Below are 20,390 nucleotides of genomic sequence, written 5' to 3'. Positions count from 1 at the left end.
CAGCGCATCGCCTTCCAACGCGATGCGCTCCACGAGCAGCTCCGTTTCCGGCCGGGGGATCAGCACTGCCGGATTGACCCGGAAGGTCAATCCGTAGAACTCCTGCTCCCCGATGATATACTGCGCTGGCTCGCCCGCCGCCTTGCGGCGAATTACCGCTTCCCAGGCGTCCCGCTTGTCCGCCGGGAACGGGTCACGCAGCGCGGCCAAATACGCCGCGCCCGTTAGGCCCAGCACATGGCGGAGCAACAGCTCCGCATTTGACTCGGGCTCCCGCACGCCCGCCGCCGCTAAAAAAGAAGAAGCCTCTTTGCGGGCTTCCCATATCGTCATTGCACCGGACATCCGGTATCCTTCTTTGTGCAACACGTTATTCTCCTTTTTCCATCAGTTCAGCTTGCTCAGCAATCGTCAACGCCGATACGATTTCATCCAGATCGCCGTTCATGACCTGATCCAACTTATGCAGGGTCAAGCCGATCCGGTGATCGGTCACCCGGCTTTGCGGGAAGTTGTAAGTCCGAATCCGTTCGCTGCGGTCCCCGGTACCCACTTTGCTTTTCCGTTCGCCGGCGTATTTCGCTTCCTCTTCCTGACGTTTCATATCATAGATGCGGGCACGCAATACTTGCAGCGCCTTCTCTTTATTAGAGTTCTGCGATTTGCCGTCTTGGCAAGTAGCCACGATACCGGTTGGGATATGAGTCACCCGCACGGCAGATTTGGTCGTGTTAACCGATTGACCGCCTGCACCGCTGGAGCAGAAGGTATCGACCCGGATATCTTTATCCAAAATCTCGATATCCACTTCCTCAACTTCCGGCAATACGGCAACCGTCGAGGTCGACGTATGAATCCGTCCGCCGGATTCCGTCGCTGGAATACGCTGCACGCGATGCGCGCCGCTCTCGTATTTCAGTTTACTGTAAGCGCCCTTGCCGTTAATCATAAAGATAACCTCTTTGAATCCGCCCAGGTCGCTCTCATTCATATCCATCACTTCGACGCGCCAGCCTTGAGAATCGGCATACCGCGTATACATCCGGTACAAGTCGGCAGCGAACAGAGCCGCCTCGTCTCCTCCGGCCGCGCCGCGAATTTCTACGATTACGTTTTTATCGTCATTCGGGTCCTTTGGCAGCAACAAAATGCGAATTTTCTCTTCCAAAGCCTGCTGGCGCGCGGTCAGTTCCTCGATTTCCATCTTTACCATTTCGCGCATTTCATCATCCAGCTTCTCGGCCTGCATCGCTTTGGCCGCTTCCAGCTCTCCGATTACATTCTTATATTCGGTGTACGCCTCATAAGCCGGCTGTAAATCCGATTGTTCTTTGGAGTAATCCCGCAGTCGTTTCGAGTCGTTCGCTACGTCTGGATCGCAGAGCAGTTCACTTAACTTCTCGTAACGGTCAGCCAAGGATTGTAGTCGGTCCAACAAGGGATATCACCTCTCTTCATTCGATCACAAGATCCCAGTAAAAAACCGCTTATCCACTGATTATTATTTCAGGGATAGACGACTTTTTATTATATCATGGAGGTCATGTTTTGGCTAGATAACCTTCGCCCAGACCTCTAACTTCCTGCTTCCAATTTTCCCTCAAAAAAAGACGCCAAAAGACGCCGCAAAGGCGCCTTTTCATGTATGGATGAAAACTGCTGCCTAAATATCAAGCGGACGGCCACGTTCCCCTAACCCATCCGCGCCGGGCTTCGTAAAGCCTGCCGGCGAGCGAAGGGCAGCGATTTGTTCGATCAGAGACTGCTCCAGCTTTGCGTTCGAGTCCCGGACGATGCCAGGCAGCAAGCAAGCATCGACAATAACCCACACGGTCAGCGCCAATCCAAAGAGGATGACAGGGATAAGCAAAAACAGCGAATAGCTCGTATCGGGCGAATCCACGCTTTCAATCGCCGTCGCAATCGCAAACACAAAATAAAGTCCAATCGCCAGAACGAATAAACACAGCTGGATCACCCCGCTGGCGATGCGCTTCAAATAGAAACGATGCACGCCCAAATGACCGGCCAGCAGCATCAGATACGCCAGACCCAGCGATTTTTCGCGCTTATTCATCTCCGAATTCAAAAGCAGCAGCTCACTCGTGGTCAGATCGCTTTTGGTCCACATATTTAAATCGGAAACTCCGGAGATCTGCCGCGGTCATAGAAAATTTGGTCAATAATCCGGTTCTCCACCTCAGCGTTATGCTGTTTCACCCAAGTATGTACCAGGAAAGCATCCACGATCCACCAGATCCCGGTTACAATCAGCCCAACCACGGTCAGGGACAAGATCAACTGGGTCACGGCCGTTCCGATTTTCTTCATGTAAAAACGATGTCCTCCAACAATCCCAAGGAAATACCACAGAATGTATGCTACAACCATGTTTTTTCCCTGATTTTTCACCTCGGATTCCAGCAACAGCAATTCCCGGGTATCCAACTGGGACTTGCGGTGCAAGGCATAATCCATACTCATGACGAAACTCCCCCTCAATGTATGAATGAATCAAAACTTGAATTAAGTATACAGACTCGAATCTATGAAAACAACGTTTTGATAGTAAAAAAGTACAAATAAACACTGCCCTAGGGGCACATCGACTCTGCACCCTTGAGGCAGTGTTGCTTCGCTGTTACTCGTAATAAGTTTAAACGTTAAAGCGGAAATGCATAATATCGCCGTCTTGAACGACGTAGTCTTTCCCTTCCAGCCGCAGCTGGCCGCGTTCGCGCGCTGCATTCATCGAACCGGCAGCAACGAGGTCTTCATAAGACACAACTTCTGCACGGATAAAACCGCGTTCGAAGTCGGAGTGAATGACGCCGGCAGCTTGCGGGGCTTTCGTGCCTTTGCGAATCGTCCATGCGCGAACTTCTTGAACCCCGGCCGTGAAATACGTATACAAGCCCAGTAGACGGTATGCTGCCTGGATTAAGCGATCCAAGCCGGAAGCGTTCAGGCCCAGCTCCTCCAGGAACATCTTCTTGTCTTCGCCTTCCAGCTCCGCGATCTCCGCTTCCACCTTGGCGCTGATCGGAACGACTTCGGCACCTTCAGCCGCAGCAAATTCTTTGACCTGCTGTACGAAAGGATTGTTGTCCGCATCGCTGACGCCATCTTCGCTCACGTTAGCCGCATACAGCACCGGCTTCAACGTCAGTAGGTGCAGATCGCGCACGATCAGCTTCTCATCGTCCGTCAGCTCTACGCTGCGCGCCGGCTGATCGTTATACAACGCCTCCTTGATCCGTTCCAGAACTTCAACTTCCTGGGCGTATTGCTTGTTGCCGCCCTTCATATTTTTCTTGGCGCGTTCGATCCGTTTCTCCACGCTCTCCAGGTCGGCCAGGATCAATTCCAGGTTGATCGTTTGGATGTCGCTGATCGGGTTAATTTTGCCGTCCACATGTGTAATGTTCTCGTCCTCGAAGCAGCGAACAACGTGAACGATCGCGTCCACCTCGCGGATATGGGCCAAGAACTTGTTGCCAAGTCCCTCCCCTTTGCTCGCACCGCGGACCAACCCGGCGATATCAACAAATTCAAAAGCCGTCGGAACCGTCCGATTCGGAACCACCAGTTCCGTCAGCTTGTCGAGCCGCTCGTCCGGCACTTCCACGACGCCAACGTTTGGATCGATCGTACAAAACGGATAGTTGGCGGATTCCGCCCCCGCTTGGGTTATCGCGTTAAACAGTGTGGACTTCCCCACGTTCGGCAAACCCACAATGCCTGCTTTCAAAGCCATATCATTGACAACTCCTCATTCGTGTAATTGCTCAACTTCCTTCAACCATAGTAACGATACGCCGGGAATATTTCAAGGAGATTGGTGTATCATCTATCCAAACGGATACCAAAAGCCTTGAAGCAAGCTTTGCTTCAAACCTACCCCGGTCGCCAGCAACACGACGCATAGCAGTGCGATCAGTTTATCGCTCCCCTTCATGACGGTGCCCATGTACCAGGTTCGCTGCGGCCTGGTGCCGAACCCGCGCAGGTCCATGGCATCGGAAACCGACTCGATCCGTTGCAGCGAGGATTGCAGCAGCGGCACAACCGCCTGTGTTACATTGCGCGCCCGCTGCAACAGCGTACCGTCGCCGCGAGAGATACCCAGCCCGCGCATCTGCAGCGCATTGAGAATCGTGCGGAATTCCTTCGTCAGATCGGGAATGTAGCGAAAAGCAATGCTAACCGCATAAGCCAGTTTGTAAGGCACACCTAGCTTGTTAAGGCTGGCGGCGAAACGACTGGGATGCGTCGTAAAAATAAACAGCAGCGTGATCGGCAACAGCGTCAGATATTTCAGTGATAGCGTCAACACGTAGAACAACGTTTCTGCATTAATCGTATCATAACCCAGCGGGATGATCGGCGTGTCACTTCCGGTCAGCGTCGTTCCGAAGCGAGGCGTAATCAGCAAAATAAAAATGCTGTTAATCACAGTAAAAACCATCAGTGCCCAAAATAACAGCGCCATTTTTCGGAAGGGAACCCGAGCGAGCAGCAGCATCGTAACCCCGCCGGCCAACATGATGGCAAATACGCGCAAATCCATGAACAGGAAAGTCACGACCGTCCAGGTCAGGAGCAGGATCAGCTTGACAGCGGCGTCCATCCGATGAAAAAAAGATTCCCCAGCAACGTACAATCCGTTCGATTGGTTCATGCTCGTTTCACCTTCTTATCCGCTGCGATAAAGGCTTCCACAAAGCGCGAAGGCGAGGTAAGCCCCTGAGCCTTCGCAAAGCGGGCCAGACTCGTCTCCCGCAGGTTCGCTCTAGCGGTAAGATCTCCATCGGCGAGAATCTGCGCCACCGTATCTTCTGCGATAATTCGACCTCCTGCCATTACCGCTGCCCGATCCGCATATTCCAAGGCCAAATGCATATCGTGCGTGATAAACAGAAAAGCCATTCCCTCCGCAGCCAGCTGGGCGATAAATTCCATAAATTCGGTATAATGCCGATAATCCTGTCCCGCCGTCGGCTCGTCCAAAATCATGAGTTGCGGCTGAAGTGCCAAGATGGCTGCGATGCTCAGCCTTTTCTTCTGCCCGAAGCTCAGCGCAGAAACCGGCCAGTTGCGGTACGGGTACAACCCGCAAATCCGCAGCGCCTCATCCGCTCGCTGATCTCGTTCGCTTTCGGGCACACCGCGTGCCGCGAGGCCAATGCGAACCTCGTCCCGCACGATGTGCTGGGTCAGCATGTGATGCGGGTGCTGCATCACATAGCCGATCGCTTCACCGCGTCGGCGAATCGACCAGCCGTTGATCACCTCGCCCAACAGCAGGATCTCGCCCTTGCTTGGCTTAAGCAAACCGGTGATCAACCCCGACAGCGTCGATTTGCCTGCCCCGTTGCTGCCAAGCAGAGCCACCGTCTCACCAGCGCGGACGGTCAGGGAAACGTCCTCTACTGCATTCGTCCCCGGCTCATAGGCAAACGACACACCCCGCAGCTCAAGCAGCGGCTCTCCGGCGCTGCTCCGTACAACCGGCGGAACCGAAGCGGCCCAGGTCTCAAGCCGCTCCCGCAGTTGGAGCTCACTTGCCCCCGTCCGCTCGCGCTCATCCTGAATCCGGTGACCATCGCCATCATCCGTGATCTTCGCATCGTTATCCTTCATCCGTTCACTGCCGCCCTGTCCGTTCCCTCCCCCTGCATCATCCGGGATCCCAACAGGTTTTTGGAGTCGTAATGCAGCCGGGTCAGTCAAGTCGGTGAAGTTGGACAACGACAGCCCCGCATGCGAGAGCGCATCCAAGTAGAGCGGCTGGCGCAGGCCATACTGAGGGAGGATCCCTGCAGCAAGCAGCTCATCCGGCGTGCCAATCGCGGCGATCTCTCCTTCGTTCATGACAACGACGCGATCGATATGCTCCAGCAGCACATCCTCGACGCGATGCTCGATCAGAATCACCGTTTTTCCTTGGTTGCGGTGAATCTCGTCAATTAACCGCATCGCCTTGGCCCCGCTGGCAGGGTCCAAATTCGCCAGCGGCTCGTCAAACAGCAAGATATCCGCTTGCGTCGACAGTACGCCGGCCAGCGATACCTGCTGTTTCTGCCCGCCGGAGAGCTCATGCGGGCCCCGGGCTTCAAAGGCTCGCATACCCACCACATCCAGCGCCGAAAACACAGCTTCCTTCATCACATCCTGCGGAGTCGCCTCATTTTCCAGTTGGAACGCTACATCCTCGCCAACCGTCTGACCAACGAACTGGGCATCCGGATTTTGCAGGATCGTGCCGACCCGACGACTGCGCTCAAAGATCGTCATCGCCGAAGCATCCTGACCTTCCAGCAGCAGCTGCCCCGAAACTTCACCGCCGTAAGAAAAGGGAATTAGCCCATTGATACAATGGGCTAACGTTGACTTGCCGGAGCCGCTGGGGCCGGCGATCCATATTTTCTCCCCGCGTGCGATCTCTAAGTGGATGTTTTTCAGCGTAGGTTCGCTTTGATTTTTGTACCGAAAACTGAAATGTCGGAAAGAGATGACTGGCTGCATTTGTTCAGTAAACTCCTATCTATCCACGCTTAAATTCGAGTTGCTGCGGTTGCGTCTCACATAAGCCAGCACCGCCGGTAATCCCAGAATGAGAAACACGGCTAGGTTGGCCAGCCCTGCGGAAATAACCTGCACCAAAATTTTATCGTTGGGTTCTCCCATCACGAGAATATCAAAATACCCGGAAAACGCCAGAGAAGCAAAAATCCCCACAATTCCATACACCACAAACCAGGCCACGTGGTTCTTCTTCATTTGCCCTTCCTGAGCGTTGAAATCCTTCGCCAAATAAATCAGGCCCATGAACGCCGCCGTAATGCCGGAGCCAAGTGCCCAACCCCACCAAACGGTACCGCTGGTAATCAAGTCGTTAATCACATGTCCGATAAATCCGGCGATAAAACCAACAACCGGTCCAAACAATGCACCAAAAATCGCCAGCAAAGCGATCGCTGGCCGAAGCTGCGTATCCGGGGCAATCGGGATGCCAATCCAGCTGGTCGCTCCATAGAGCGCAGCCCCAATCCCGATGGTCACCACCGTTCTCGTGCTCCACTTCCACAATGAAGGTTTCATATCCATCTCCCTCTCTTTAACATCAAAGCCGTGTAATGAACACAGGTTTGAAGTCGTTATGTATTTTACCGGTTGCCGGTTCTTATCGAAGAAGATGTCAGGTTGCCGTCCACGCAGACCGGTGTTTTCTTCAATATAATAGGGATTCCGCCCGATTGCAATAAAATTCTTACTAAATTGGTTGGAATTATCGCAAGCGCACTTATTTGCGCCGGCGTCCTCTCACCATTATCCCGCTGAATCAGCCAGGGAGGAGCTACAACTTCAGGCTGCAGGGGAGCACTTATCACAGAGAACATCAGAAGCGAATCATCCCAAGATTCACCCCAAGATTCATCCCAAGATGATCATCCCAAGATTCACCCCAAGAAGCTGATCTCCAGGTTTAAACCTAGTCCCCAGTTGCAGATATCCCTACCCTACCATCCTAGCTCCCTGACAAAAAGGGATAATCCCGTAAAGCCCCCCCTAAAAGGTGCCCCATAAGGAAAAAAAGGCTCAAAGGATCAAAGGCCCAAAGTGAACACCACCGAAAGGAATTCGAATCCCCCTTCCCTGCCGAACTGAATGAAAGGGATACCTGAATTAGCGGGATAATGCCTTAAAAACGGCAAGGGGAACGGCCAACATCCCTTTTTTCAATCAAGGATGCGGTACGCCCCGCTACTCGCGGCGCACGAGCCGCGATGTGTTCTTCAGCGCCGGAATGCTCCCGGCGCCGATGCCGAACATGGCTGTGCGGAGCTCCAGCTCAACGCGCTCTAGCAGCGCGTCCAGCTGTGCCTCCGACCGCACGGCCGGTTCGAGCAGCGCCCGGCCGAACCCGGCCAGGTCCGCGCCAAGCGCCAGCGCTTTGGCCGCGTCCACGCCGGTGTTCAGACCGCCGCTGCCAATCAGGGCGGCGTCGGGCACCGCCGCCCGCACTTCGCGGATGCATTCGGCGGTTGGGATGCCCCAATCCGCGAATGCCTCCGCAGCCGCGCGGCGCACAGGATCGCTGCCGCGGAACTTCTCGACCTGGCTCCATGAGGTGCCGCCGGCGCCCGCGACGTCGACGAAGGCGACGCCTGCTTCGCGCAGGCGTTTTGCCGTCACGCCGTCGATGCCCCAGCCGACCTCCTTGACGCCAACGGGAATCGGCAGCTCTCGGCATACCTCCTCGATCCGCCGCAGCAGCCCGCCGAAGTTCGTATCTCCCTCCGGCTGGAACACCTCCTGCAGGCTGTTCAGATGCAGCACCAGCATGTCCGCTCCGGCGATCTCCACCGCCCGCTTGCAATCGTCCGGTCCATAGCCGTAGTTGAGCTGCACCGCGCCTAAGTTGGCGATGATCGGTATGCTCGGCGCAAACCGCCGCACCGCGAACGTATGCGCCAGCCCTTCCCGCTCAACAGCGGCCCGGACCGAGCCGACGCCCATGGCCCAACCGCGCCGCTCCGCCGCTTCCGCCAGACGCATATTGATCTCGCCGGCCAACCGGCTGCCGCCGGTCATCGAGCTGATCAAGAACGGCGTTCGCAGCGATACGCCAAGAAACGTCGTCTTGAGGCTGATCTCGGCGAAATCCAGCTCGGGCAGGGCGTTATGGCGAAAGCGGTATTTTTCAAATCCGTTCAGGATGCCCTCCGCATTCACTTGCTCCTCCAGACAGAGCCGGATATGCTCGGTTTTGCGTTCCGATGTGGGTTCCATGCTGTACACTCTCCTTTTTCCGCATCATCTACAAGGTTCTAACCCTGTTATAACAGCGGAGATAATAGCCGGGCCGCGGATTCCGCGAGACGTACCGGGATTTTCTTCTTATTCATAAATTCGTCCTTGTCGATCAGCTTCGCCGACAGAAGATCGCGTTCGAAATTGTTGACGACCTTAGCGACACTCTCGTTTTGCACGAGGAGTGCGTTCACTTCAAAATTCAAATGGAAGCTGCGCATATCCATGTTCGCGGTTCCGACCGTGGCCACTTCCCCGTCAACGATCAGCAGCTTGGAGTGCAGGAAGCCTTTTTCGTACTCGAAAATTTTCACCCCGACCTCCAGCAAAGAAGGGAAATACGAATGGGAAGCCAAGAACGGTAACCATTTATCCGGCCTCGCCGGGAACAGGATCCGCACGTCAATCCCCGATAAGCCGGCCACGCGCAGCGCAGTCAGGATATCCTCATCCGGAATAAAATACGGCGTCGCCAGCCATACCGACTTCTTCGCCGAGGTAATCATGGCAAAGAAGATGTTTTTGAGCGTCCGACTTTCGTTGTCAGGCCCGCTTGGCACGATCTGTACCGCGCCGCTGCAGCCCTGTTCCAGTTCCGGAGACAAATAGGCGAGATCCATAATTTTCTCCCCGGTGACGTACTGCCAGTCTTGCAGAAAAATAATCTGCAGCGACCGGACCGCCTCCCCTTTCACCAGCATGTGCGTATCTCGCCAGAAGCCATACGTCTTGCTGCGGCTCAAATATTCGTCGCCGACGTTGAGGCCGCCGATAAATCCAGTATTGCCGTCAATCACCACGATCTTGCGGTGGTTACGGTAATTGACTCGGCTCGATAAAGACAAAAAACGCATCGGCCCGTAGATCCCCACCTTTACTCCAGCCGCGCGCAGTTCTGCGATAAACGATTTGGGCAAGCCAATGCTGCCTACCGCGTCAAACATAAAACGGACCTCAACCCCGGCCCGTGCCTTTTCTATAAGCGTTTTCTGAATTTCCCGTCCGATATCGTCCGCACGGTAGATATAGTACTCCATATGAATATGATGCTGGGCTTTCTTCAGCTCGCGCAGCAGGTTCGTAAACGTCTCTTCCCCGTTGGTCAACACGTACGTGCGGGTTGCCATGGAGAATGGCGTGCGAGCCAGCCGCTGGGACAGATGCAGCAAGCGCTGTTGATTGGGAGTAAACTGCGACAAATCCCGAGGCAACGGACGAGCGCTGCGGTCGATCCGCTCATAGCTAAGGCGATCTTGCTCCGCTTTTTTATCGAATTTACGCCGCTTGAAGTAATTTTGACCCAGCAGAAAATAGAGCACCAGCCCCACAACCGGCAGCAAAGCAAGTACGAGAATCCAGGCCACCGTGCTGGAAGGATTGCGGTTCTCCATAAAAATGGCAAAGCCGATCGTAATGACGGTCAGCGTTTGGAAGATACTAACGAGCGTGCCCCCAAATTTACCGAAGACGCCAAATCCGAAATAATAGAAAGCAAATAATATTGCGGCGATAAGAATGATTTGAAGTCCCCGTCTCATCTTACTACTCCCTCTTTACCTATTGATGCATGTGATTATATTCTACATGAACGCTCGAATTCTTCCTACTGGTGTGTGGAAAAATGTACATACGCTCATTTGTATCCGCCTGGGCTTTATACTATAATCGAAATGACCATTAAGTCAGAATGAGAACCCGTGAGTCAGAGGAAGGGGGTTCAGTAATTATTTGTCTCATCCATCCATCGACAAGAAGAAGCTGATTTTACGTGCGGCCATGCAGCTGTTTTCGGCCAAGGGTGCATCTGCCACGTCGATGCAGGAGATCGCCGAAGCTTGCGGGATGTCCAAGGGCAGTCTCTACCTTCACTTTAAATCGAAGGAGGAACTGGAGCAGAGCTTGTTCGACTACTGTTACCAGATGCTGCTTGACCATTTGATGCAGGTGGAGCTCCAGCAAGGATTGACGCCTAAAGAGAAATTGCGCCGTCAAATCATCGTCATGCTCGAACTGGTGCTTGAGCTGCGCGAATTCTTGATTATGCAGTTTCAGGATTGGCACAAAAACGGTACGCCCTACAAAGAACCTGCCTCGGTTAAAGCACACAACGCCAAGTTGTTACAGCATGGGAAGAACAAGCTGGAGACGATCTATGGGCCGAAAATCGAACCGTACACAGGGGATCTGTTAACGATCGCTTACGGTATGGTTGGCATGTACATCCGATTGCTGTTCGAGCCCCATGTTTCGGCCTCGCCGGATCAAATGGCAAACCACTTGATGGACCTGCTTGATCTGGCAGCCGAGCATCAGTTAAGCAACCGTCCTGAGCCGTTGATTTCCGAAGAGGCGTTGCGGCTGATGACCGAAGGGGCCCCAGGCAGCCTGGATTTGCAGCAACATCCGATCATCGCAGTCAAACGGCTTCGCGATCACCTTGGCGCCATCACTGACGCAGACAGGCATCAGGAGGCGCTGGAGACGCTGCAAATTTTGGAGCGTGAAATTCTGGAACTTCGTCCGCGCCGCGCGATTATCAAAGGCATGCTAGCCAATTTAGCTGCCGTCCCGGAACTGGCTGCGCATTCCGCTGAATTAAAGCAACTGCTGCAGGCATATATCCAGCATATTTAAAAGAAGTTTGTTACCTATAGAAAGAGAGGAGCAGAAACCCGTATATGAAGAGTATCATCCAGTTTTCCCTGCGTAATAAGTTCGCGATCTGGCTTCTGACCGTTATCGTGACTGCCATGGGATTGTACAGCGGTCTGACGATGAAGCAGGAGACCATTCCAAACATTAACGTACCCTACCTTAGCGTAACTGCGGTCTATCCGGGCGCTGCTCCGGAAGGCGTAGTCGAGGAGATTACCAAGCCGCTGGAGACGCGGTTGCATAATGTTGACGGCGTTAAGACCATAACCTCCACTTCGATGGAGAACGCTGCTTCGCTCATCATTGAATTTGATTACGATACGAACTTGGATAATGCCACCGCAGCGGTTCGCGAGGCATTAAACGATGTGCAGCTTCCGGAGGATGCCCAGAAGCCGCAGATCACCCGGTTTAGTCTAAACTCTATGCCGGTCGTTTCCCTTAGTTTGTCGGATAAGGAATCCGGCAGTCTCGAGGATTTGACTCGAATTACGGAGAACGACATTAAACCGGTACTCGAGGATTTGGACGGCGTTGCTTCGGTGCAAATCGCGGGTCAGTTCGTCCGTGAGGTTAGTTTGAAGTTCAACGAAGCCAAGCTGAAGGAACTGGGTCTGACGGAAGATACCGTCAAAGGAATCGTGCAAGGCTCCGCGCTTCGCGTGCCGCTGGGGTTGTTCAGTCTGGAGGAATCCGAGAAGGCGGTTGTTGTTGACGGCAACATCACCACCGTAGATGATTTGAAAAACTTAGCGATTCCGATCGTACCAAGCTCTGCTGGCGCAGCGGGCAACAGCGCGGCAGGCGCCAATGCTGCTGGGGGTATAGATGCGGCTAGTGGCGCTGGCGCAGCGGCAGGCGCGGCTAGTGGTGCAACTAGCGGTGCTGGCAACGCGGGAGCTGCTGGCGGTGCAGGTGCTGAGGGCGGTGCAGGTGCTGAGGGCGGTGCAAGTGCGACAGCCGGCCCTAACGCCGGAGGCGCTCTGGGAGCTGTTCCAACCGGCCTTCCGACGGTCAAACTTGGCGACATCGCTGACATCGAGACGGTGGGCAAAGCCGAATCCATCTCCCGGACCAACGGGGAGGAATCGATTGGTATTCAAATCGTTAAATCCAATGATGCCAACACCGTTGACGTCGTGAACGAAGTCAAGGAAGCCGCCAAAGAGCTGGGCAAGCAGTACGACCATATCAACTTTACGGTCCTGCTGGACCAAGGTCAGCCGATCACCGACTCGGTGAACACGATGCTGTCCAAAGCATTGTTTGGCGCTTTGTTTGCCGTGTTGATCATCCTGATCTTCCTGCGTAACATTCGCTCGACGATCATTTCCATTATCTCGATCCCGTTGTCCTTGCTGATCGCCATTTTGGCGTTGAAGCAGATGGATATTACACTGAATATGATGACGCTGGGTGCCATGACGGTTGCCATCGGCCGCGTCGTCGACGACTCCATCGTCGTTATCGAGAATATTTATCGGCGCTTGTCCCTGACAGGCGAGAAGCTGAAGGGCAGCAAGCTGATCATCGAAGCAACACGGGAGATGTTCATCCCGATTATGTCCTCGACGATCGTCACGATCGCCGTTTTCCTGCCGCTCGCTTTTGTCAGCGGGATGGTCGGGGAGCTGTTCCAGCCGTTTGCGCTCACGATGGTCTTCTCGCTGCTGGCATCGCTGCTGGTTGCTATCACCCTCGTACCGGCGCTGGCGCATACGCTGTTCCGCAAAGGTCTCAGCAAGAAACATGATCACGATGAGAAGCCCAAAGGCATGGCCCGCGGCTATCGCCGTATTCTGGAATGGTCGCTGTCCCATAAGCTGATCACCTTTGGACTTGCAGTAATCCTGCTGATCGGCAGCTTGTTCCTGTACCCGCTGGTCGGCGTCAGCTTCCTGCCGGAACAAGAGGATAAATATGTGATGGTTACCTACTCTCCGGAACCTGGAGCTCGACTGGAAGATGTGGAGAAGGATATGCTGCAAGTGGAGAAATACATCCTGAAGCAGCCGAACGTCGATCGAATGCAATACTCCGTTGGTGGCGACAATCCGCTGGGGATGGGGTCCTCAAACTCGGCTTTGTTCTATATCGCCTACGATCCGGATACCAAACAATTTAACGATGTAAAAGAAAAGCTCATCGAAGGCCTGCGGACCGAGCTTCCGAAGGGTGAATGGAGCGATATGTCCGAGCTGATGACCGGCGGTCTGGGTGGCAGCACGTTAAGCGTGAATGTGTTTGGGGACGAGCTGGAGCAGATCAAGCCGGTATCAGATCAAATCCTCTCCCTGATTCAAGAGGATACGAAGAACTTTGAAAAGGGCGACACCAGCCTGTCCAAAACCTATGAGCAGTACACCCTGGTTGCGGATCAACAGAAGCTAAGCTCCCTCGGCTTAACGCCAGGCCAACTGGCGATGAAGCTAAGCCCGGTTCGAGATCGTCCAGTTCTGACCGAGGTCGCCATCGAAGGCAAGAAATACAATGTGTATATTGAAGCCGACAGCGAGACCTATAACAGCATTACCGATATCGAAAATGCAACGTTGACTTCGCCGCTCGGCATTCAAGTCCCCATCAAGGACGTAGCGAAGGTAGAAAAAGGCACCTCCCCGGATTCCATCATGCGGATCGACGGGAAGATGGTCGTTGAAGTCAGCGCAAAAATCACCTCCACCGACGTACAAAAGGCGTCGAACAGCTTGCAGGAGAAGATCGACAAGCTGGATCTGCCGGACGGCGTGACCGTTAAATTCGGCGGCGTGACCGAACAGATCAACGATACGTTTGGCCAACTCGGACTGGCCATGTTGGCAGCCATCGCCATCGTCTATTTTGTACTCGTCGTTACCTTTGGCGGAGGCTTGGCTCCATTTACGATTCTCTTCTCCCTGCCATTTATCGTAATCGGCGCCATGTTGGGCCTGCTGATCGGCGGAGAGACTTTAAACGTCTCGGCATTAATGGGCGTACTCATGCTCATCGGGATCGTCGTGACCAACGCAATTGTCTTGATCGACCGCGTTATCCACAAGGAACGCGAAGGCTTGTCCACTCGCGAAGCCTTGCTTGAAGCAGGCGCTACCCGGCTTCGTCCGATCCTGATGACCGCCTTAGCAACGATCGGCGCACTGTTGCCGCTCGTCTTCGGCTGGGAGCGCAGCGCAGGGATTATCTCGCGCGGCCTTGGCATCACCGTTATCGGCGGCTTGATCAGCTCGACGCTGCTCACGCTGGTCATCGTGCCAATCGTCTACGAATTTCTGATGAAGTTCCGCCGCCGCGATCTGTCGGCCAAGGAACTGGATTAAATCAATACTCAAGACGACGTAAGGATTACTATCCTGCGTCGTCTTTTTTTGCCCATTGATGGCTGCATCTCATCGCACGGTTGGCTCTAACGCGGATGACAAACGTTATTTGAGCAATTTGGAGTCATTTAAAATTCTAACGACGATGAGCAACGCTATTGCGGTCATAACCACCGTTTTTGGCCACAACATGGGTGAATAAGCACTGTCATAAGCGTTAGAATTTCTACATGGCGTTTTTGGCCCCAATAAGACGTGTGGCAAGCGTTAGATCTCTCGTTTGTCCTCCCGTTCGTCCTCTCGTTAGCCCTCGCAGCAGAAAACCTGAAGAACATCAAAAAGGACCCCCTCCCGCCGATCCAGCGAAGGTTGAGGTCCTTTGGCGATCTATTCCATCACCGGCTGCTGACTTTCCCGCCAAGGGCGAAGCTGTGCCAAATCTTTGACCAGAAACTCATCCAGCATCTCAGCCAGTCCGATAAAGAGCGGACTTTCCGTAGCTTGCATGAGCTCCTGGGCAAACGGCTGCGCCCATTTTAACAAATGCTCCTCCAGGAAGCGGATCTGCACGTCCGCTAGCGCCAGGCAGCTTTGCTGCAGGTTGGCCTTCGCCAGCATACCTTCCGCGAGCACGGCCATAAACTCCAGCTCTAGTGCAATATGGTCGTCGCGCTCGCCGTTTAACATATTAAATACAATTGCATTATCCATATATAATTGGCGGACTTCGGCAATACAAGCCATCGCGCCGCCACCTTCTCGGCGACTGCGGAACAAGCTTTCACAAGACGGAATGATCGCCTCCCGCCCCGAAAACAAACGATCGTACTCCTTCGCTTCTTGATGGCAGACACTGCGAAACTTAGCTTCAGGAATGCTCTCCAGATAGGCCATCAGCCGGCGTCCTCCCTTACTGGCCCCTGCCTTCGGGTACTGCGCGACCTTACGACGCCACTGAGCCATCAAGGACATCCGCGGCGGACGACTTAGAAAGTCCATTAATAATTGATACACCATCCCGCGAGTTTCCAGCCACTCCACCTGCTCCTGCGTATAGACCAAAGGTTTGAACAGCATTGCCATCCAAATTCATCTCCCTCAAAACGACATCGTGGTTTAATCTTGCCCTGCCATGAGTTAAAAAAAAGATGACTCCCTTCACCATGCGGGAAATCATCTCGAAAGCATATACCGACACATGATTAAGGGGGATCACGTATCGCTCACCTGTATTATACCTCTAAATGTAAGCGCTTTTATGTGATTTTTTTTACACTTTACTTCCATTGTATCGTTGTCCGACACAGAATATACTTGAACAGTGTGTGTCAACGCATTGACCCCTAGAAGAATATATATTAAATTTGAAACACCTGAAAGAGAAAAGGAGGCGTACACATGGAGCAGTTGCTTGATCCTTTTGGGCGAAAACATGACTACCTGCGCATCTCCGTCACGGATCGATGCAATTTGCGCTGCGTCTATTGCATGCCCGCCGAAGGAATGGTATTTCAACCGCACGAGGAAATCATGAGCTACGAAGAAATTGCCGAGACTGTTTCGGCGCTTGCTCCGATGGGCCTCCGCAAAATTCGGCTAACCGGCGGCGAACCGCTGGTGCGCAAAGATTTAGAACAACTTGTTGCCATGCTCTCCCGCATTCCAGGCATTGAAGATATTGCACTAACGACAAACGGCATGTTTTTGGCGAAAAAAGCCGAGCTGCTGAAGCAAGCGGGATTAAACCGAGTGAACATCAGTCTCGATTCACTGCGTCAGGACCGCTTCGCGATGATTACCCGCGGCGGCGAGGTGGAGAAGGTGCTGGAAGGCATTCAGGCCGCCGTCGAGGTCGGTTTTGAGCCGATTAAACTCAACGTGGTCCTGATGAAAGGGATAAATGAGGATGAAATCCGCGATTTTATCGCATTAACGTTGGATCGACCGCTGCATGTTCGTTTTATCGAATATATGCCGATCGGCAGTGCCAGCGACACCTGGCGTCAAACTTACCTGCCTCTGACGGCCGTAGAAGACGTATGCCGAGAAGCGGGCTGGGAAGTGGAAGGCGTCGAAGGTCCTCGCGGTAACGGCCCTGCCGAAAGCCGACGCGTGGCGGGTGCCGCCGGAACGTTTGGGCTGATCCATCCGGTCAGCGACCATTTCTGCGACAGCTGTAACCGGCTGCGCTTGACCGCGGACGGACATATCAAAGCCTGCCTGTATTGGTCGGATGAGCTGCATGTGCGTCCCTATGCCGCGGCCGGCGACCATGCAGGCATCCGCTCCCTGTTCCTGAAGGCGCTGGGAGCCAAGCCGAAGAACCATGAAATGGCGCTGGCTTTGGAGCGCAAGCAACAAAGCCATACGCCAACCGCCCGCCGAATGTCACAGATCGGCGGCTAAGCCTCTGAGCGGCCCGATTCTAACCAAGATCGGGCCAGCTCATAGTCCTCCGGCTTGTTCATATTAAACGTGCACCACTCCAAGGGGAGGCCCGAAGCATTGGCGAGGGCCTCCCCTTCGATATATTCGGTGCACAGCGTCTCGGTCCAAGCCGTCATCTTGAGGCGGCCTTCCCGCAACCGTGCTTCCAAGCCTGGAAGCACGCTGCGCCGATAGGCCGCCAGCAGCGGATGGGCCCGCTCCGGCGTGCGGGCCAAAATCGCCTCGGTCGGTGCGAAGCCGCCCGAGGCGCCTGCCGCGAGGTCGCTTGCCCGGTCAACCGCCCGGGCCGCCGCTTCCTCCGCAGCCTCTGCGCGCTCCAACAAAGCGCGGAACAGGCCGCGATTCGCGAACGGCGTATCACAAGCGACCGCGAGGCTCCAGCGGGTTGTCGAGCTCTCCAACCCGGCATGCAGCCCAGCCAGCGGACCGGCCCCCGGATAACGGTCCGTCACGACTTCTTGGCCAAACCGTTCATAGGCCGCCCTTTCTCCCCCAGCGATCACGATTCTCGAAGCTATCGGCTCCAGCTCTCGAATCAATCGTTCCAGTACCGTCAAGCCGCCAAGTTCAAGCAGCGCTTTGTTGCTGCCCATCCGGCTGGATCTTCCGCCGGCTAAAATGATGGCGGTAATGTTCATCAGTTTTCCCCCAATGCATAAATTATGGTAAAACCAAAAAAACTTGGTTTGTATCCCCTTTCACCTGTGTGTTACATTGGGATCATAGTCACAAGCTTCCCGCTGTGACCATATGGACCCGGATAGAAAGGAATGGCTCGTTTGCAGGACAAAAGACCATATTCGTCCTTTTCGTTGTTGCCGCTAGGTCTGCTTAACTTTTTGATTTACGGAACTTTGGTCATTTTCACTGCCTTTTTTCAATTATATTTGCAGGACATCGGGATGGACAAGCTGGAGATCGGCAGCCTGATGGCCGTCGGCCCCCTCATTTCATTGGTGGCCCACCCGTTCTGGAAATCCCTGGGCGACCAAAGGCAGAATCCACGTGCCATCCTGTTAGTTATGATGCTGGGCTTACTGATCATGGGTCATCTCGTATTTAAGGTGACGACCTTTTCGATGTTGTACGTAACGATGATTTTGCTTTATTTTTTCTTAAGCCCGCTGCTCTCGCAGAACAATACCTTGACCCTTGGCTATCTTGCAGAAACGCCGGACCAATTTAGAACCTACCGCATTTGGGGTTCGCTGGGTTGGACGTTCATCGCGCTGGCTGCCGGACCGATCATCGATGCCGTCGGTCATGAAGGAAGCTCGCTGCTGTTTAGTGTGACATTGATGCTGGCGATCGGAGCAACCTTGTTGCTGCCTACCATTCGTCAAGCGTCCCAAACCCCATGGCTGAAGGGCCGGGAGCTGCGCCTGGCGCTAAAGAACAAGTACCTGGTGGTGTTTGTCCTCTTTAGCCTGCTGGTAGCCATCCCGAATGCCATCAACACGATCTTTATGCCTTTGTTTATGATCGATCTCGGCGGAACGCGGCTGTCGGTCGGCGGTGCCGTGTTTTTATCCACCGTTTTTGAATATCTCGCATTTATATTGCTAGACCGCTTGTTCAAGCGAAAATTATCCTATTTACTCGCTTGCACCACGATTGTCAGCTTGTTGTTTGCGATTCGCTGGGATTTGATGTCTGAAGCAACGCTTCCGGTGCACATCATGCTTATTCAACTGCTGCACTCCGTCACGTTTGGCGGATTCTTCTACGTCGGCACCAAGCTGATCGCTCTGCTGTTGCCGCGGCCGCTGAGATCCGCGGGGCAAGCGGTGTATACCTTTGCTGCCAGCGGCCTTGCCAGCGCAATTGCAGGGTTCTGGGGCGGCTGGATGTTTCAAAATTTCGGTCCGGTCGTGATGTACCGGTCCGGCGTCGCCTTAACACTCATCGGTGCGTTGGGGTTCGCCGCCATGTGGTATCAAATCCGCCATCACGGGTATTCGCCCGCCATGGACGATCAACCGGATGTTCCTTAACGAATCGACCTTTACGAAAACGAAAGAAAACAATGCCGGATACCGTAACGCCCTCGCTCCCAAACGAGGTGACGCCGGTTGAGGGCATTGTTTTCTTTATTGCATCTCCATTGTAAAATATGAAATGCATTCCATAGCAACATCCTTTTTGATTTCATACAGGGAAGGAGCGGTTTGCCATGCCGAACATCAAACAGATCGCAGAAGCCGCCGGCGTCTCGGTCACAACCGTGTCCCGGGTGCTGAACGGCCACCCTTACGTCAGTTCAGCCAAGCGGGAGGCGGTTGAAGAAGCCATTCGCCGACTCAACTATTCGCGGAACATGAACGCGGTCCATTTGATCAAAGGAATGACGCAGACCATCGGCGTGATTCTGCCGAACATCAGCCATTATTATTTCGCCAGGATCATGGACGGGATCGCCAAGCAGGCGCTACATAGCAACTACCAGCTGATGCTATGCCAGACCGGCTACCGCCCGAATGAGGAACGAAAGGTACTGGAGATGCTTCGCAACAAGCGGATGGACGGATTGATCATCTGTTCGCGGGCGCTGTCCCTTCGAGATATCGAATCCTTTGCCGACTACGGTCCCATCGCATTGTGCGAACGGGTGAGCGGCCGCAACCTCTCCTCGATTTATATCGATCACTATGCCAGCTTTCAAACCGCGATCCATTATCTCTGGAAAAAAGGGAAACGCCGCATCGCGTTTACCATCCACCGCCGGAACAGCCCCAGCAGCCGTAGCCGTCTGAAGGCTTACACCGATACCCTGGCGGCCTTGGGCGGGCAAGCCCGGGAGGATTGGGTGCTGGACGGCTATCTGGATTGGGAGGATGGTGCGGCGTTGCTGGATCGGCTGCTCGCGATGAAGGAGCGTCCGGATGCCTTGCTCATCACCGGCGACCAAGTTGCCGCCGGGTTTATCCTCTCCGCACGCCTCCGCGGGATCGAGGTGCCGGGCGATTTCGCCGTCATCGGCTTCGATAACCAGCCGATCGCCGGCTTGCTGGGGATCACGACGATCGACAATCGATTGTCGGAGATGGGAGAACGGGCGTTTTCTATCGTTCACGGGCACATCGTCGGCGACGAGGACCAGCCCGTCTCGGAGGAGCTTCGCTTTCAGTTTATCGAGCGCAGCTCAGTGTGAAA

The 20,390-nt window shown here is 54.2% G+C and carries 17 protein-coding genes; 5 read left to right on the top strand and 12 right to left on the bottom strand.

Annotation, left to right across the window (positions count from 1 at the left end; all coding sequences use genetic code 11):
* The 10 genes from RW092_RS00400 to cls all read right to left on the bottom strand — a co-directional run.
* On the bottom strand, nt 1-345 hold a 345-nt coding region (locus RW092_RS00400; RefSeq protein WP_486187845.1), incomplete at its 3' end, for a class I SAM-dependent methyltransferase.
* A 25-nt stretch (nt 346-370) separates the two neighbouring features.
* Complete coding sequence (gene prfA, locus RW092_RS00395) at nt 371-1,438, bottom strand: peptide chain release factor 1 (protein WP_016314183.1); 1,068 nt, start codon at nt 1,436-1,438, stop codon at nt 371-373.
* Between the two features lie 225 nt (nt 1,439-1,663).
* Nucleotides 1,664-2,131: a TM2 domain-containing protein gene (locus tag RW092_RS00390; protein WP_316009212.1), complete on the bottom strand. Its 468-nt coding sequence runs from the start codon at nt 2,129-2,131 to the stop codon at nt 1,664-1,666.
* A 2-nt stretch (nt 2,132-2,133) separates the two neighbouring features.
* On the bottom strand, nt 2,134-2,478 hold the full coding sequence (locus RW092_RS00385; RefSeq protein WP_410055493.1) for a TM2 domain-containing protein: 345 nt from the start codon (nt 2,476-2,478) through the stop codon (nt 2,134-2,136).
* 178 nt (nt 2,479-2,656) lie between these two features.
* Nucleotides 2,657-3,757 carry a redox-regulated ATPase YchF gene (ychF, locus tag RW092_RS00380; protein WP_016314186.1) on the bottom strand — a complete coding sequence of 367 codons (1,101 nt, stop codon included), beginning with the start codon at nt 3,755-3,757 and terminating at the stop codon, nt 2,657-2,659.
* A 93-nt stretch (nt 3,758-3,850) separates the two neighbouring features.
* Nucleotides 3,851-4,681: an energy-coupling factor transporter transmembrane component T family protein gene (locus tag RW092_RS00375; RefSeq protein WP_127575973.1), complete on the bottom strand. Its 831-nt coding sequence runs from the start codon at nt 4,679-4,681 to the stop codon at nt 3,851-3,853.
* Entirely contained in the window at nt 4,678-6,528 is a 1,851-nt protein-coding gene (locus RW092_RS00370; protein ID WP_085278149.1) for an ABC transporter ATP-binding protein, read from the bottom strand. The genes RW092_RS00375 and RW092_RS00370 overlap by 4 nt, the downstream gene beginning before the upstream one ends.
* A gap of 15 nt (nt 6,529-6,543) precedes the next feature.
* Nucleotides 6,544-7,104 carry an ECF-type riboflavin transporter substrate-binding protein gene (locus tag RW092_RS00365; RefSeq protein ID WP_016314189.1) on the bottom strand — a complete coding sequence of 187 codons (561 nt, stop codon included), beginning with the start codon at nt 7,102-7,104 and terminating at the stop codon, nt 6,544-6,546.
* A 663-nt stretch (nt 7,105-7,767) separates the two neighbouring features.
* A complete protein-coding gene (gene fni / locus RW092_RS00360) occupies nt 7,768-8,796 on the bottom strand; it encodes a type 2 isopentenyl-diphosphate Delta-isomerase (RefSeq protein ID WP_316009210.1) in 1,029 nt (342 codons plus the stop codon).
* A gap of 47 nt (nt 8,797-8,843) precedes the next feature.
* Nucleotides 8,844-10,355 carry a cardiolipin synthase gene (gene cls / locus RW092_RS00355; RefSeq protein ID WP_016314191.1) on the bottom strand — a complete coding sequence of 504 codons (1,512 nt, stop codon included), beginning with the start codon at nt 10,353-10,355 and terminating at the stop codon, nt 8,844-8,846.
* Nucleotides 10,356-10,545: 190 nt separating this feature from the next.
* Between cls and RW092_RS00350 the strand changes: the two genes are divergently transcribed.
* Both RW092_RS00350 and RW092_RS00345 read left to right on the top strand, forming a co-directional pair.
* Entirely contained in the window at nt 10,546-11,451 is a 906-nt protein-coding gene (locus RW092_RS00350) for a TetR/AcrR family transcriptional regulator (RefSeq protein ID WP_316009209.1), read from the top strand.
* Nucleotides 11,452-11,495: 44 nt separating this feature from the next.
* On the top strand, nt 11,496-14,789 hold the full coding sequence (locus tag RW092_RS00345; protein WP_316009208.1) for an efflux RND transporter permease subunit: 3,294 nt from the start codon (nt 11,496-11,498) through the stop codon (nt 14,787-14,789).
* Nucleotides 14,790-15,176: 387 nt separating this feature from the next.
* Here RW092_RS00345 and RW092_RS00340 read toward each other — a convergent pair whose 3' ends face one another.
* Nucleotides 15,177-15,872 (bottom strand): TorD/DmsD family molecular chaperone, encoded by a 696-nt coding sequence (locus RW092_RS00340; RefSeq protein WP_316009207.1) that lies wholly within the window; start codon nt 15,870-15,872, stop codon nt 15,177-15,179.
* Nucleotides 15,873-16,187: 315 nt separating this feature from the next.
* On the opposite strand from RW092_RS00340, the gene moaA reads away from it, so the two are divergent.
* A complete protein-coding gene (moaA, locus tag RW092_RS00335) occupies nt 16,188-17,195 on the top strand; it encodes a GTP 3',8-cyclase MoaA (protein WP_316009206.1) in 1,008 nt (335 codons plus the stop codon).
* Here moaA and mobA read toward each other — a convergent pair.
* On the bottom strand, nt 17,192-17,875 hold the full coding sequence (gene mobA, locus RW092_RS00330; protein ID WP_316009205.1) for a molybdenum cofactor guanylyltransferase: 684 nt from the start codon (nt 17,873-17,875) through the stop codon (nt 17,192-17,194). The genes moaA and mobA overlap by 4 nt on opposite strands.
* Nucleotides 17,876-18,007: 132 nt before the next feature.
* On the opposite strand from mobA, the gene RW092_RS00325 reads away from it, so the two are divergent.
* Entirely contained in the window at nt 18,008-19,231 is a 1,224-nt protein-coding gene (locus tag RW092_RS00325; RefSeq protein ID WP_085278142.1) for an MFS transporter, read from the top strand.
* Between the two features lie 179 nt (nt 19,232-19,410).
* The gene (locus RW092_RS00320) at nt 19,411-20,388 is read left to right on the top strand and encodes a LacI family DNA-binding transcriptional regulator (RefSeq protein WP_316009204.1); all 978 of its coding nucleotides are present in this window, start codon (nt 19,411-19,413) and stop codon (nt 20,386-20,388) included.
* The last annotated feature ends 2 nt before the right edge of the window (nt 20,389-20,390 follow it).

The organism is Paenibacillus sp. 3LSP (assembly GCF_032465655.1).
Classification (GTDB): Bacteria; Bacillota; Bacilli; order Paenibacillales; family Paenibacillaceae; genus Fontibacillus; species Fontibacillus barengoltzii.
The sequence above is the reverse complement of the archived record's forward strand: the minus strand, read 5'-3'. Positions and strand labels throughout refer to the sequence as shown.